Here is a 334-nt window from a genome sequence, read left to right as displayed (position 1 = left end):
GCCAGCCGAAGGTGGCCGACAGCACCGGCAACAGCAGGCCCGGCACATAGACCGAGAATCCGAGCATCAGGATGGTGACGATGCCGGGTACCGACAGCGCTACGACCAGCGCCGCCAGGCCGAGCACGAGCAGCAGGATGCGGCTGGTCCACAGCCTTTCCTTGTCGCTGGCGCCGGGCCGCAACCGCGAGATCACGTCGCGCTGCAAGGTGGTGGCGGTGATCAGCAGCGTGGTGCTCGCCGTCGACATCGCCACCGCCAGGAAGGCGGCGACCAGGACCCCGATGACGCCATGCCCGACCTGATGGTGCAGCTTCTGCCGCACGGCGTCATC

General features: G+C 68.3%; 1 protein-coding gene. It reads right to left on the bottom strand.

The annotated features are described in order from the left end of the window. On the bottom strand, positions 1-334 hold a 334-nt coding region (locus EN786_RS36645; protein WP_210238936.1), incomplete at both ends, for a hypothetical protein.

Origin of the sequence: Mesorhizobium sp. M4B.F.Ca.ET.143.01.1.1, from assembly GCF_004792275.1 — a bacterium.
In the GTDB taxonomy this organism is placed as follows: domain Bacteria; phylum Pseudomonadota; class Alphaproteobacteria; order Rhizobiales; family Rhizobiaceae; genus Mesorhizobium; species Mesorhizobium abyssinicae.
Note: the sequence above shows the minus strand (reverse complement) of the source record. Positions and strands in the feature narration are given on the sequence as shown.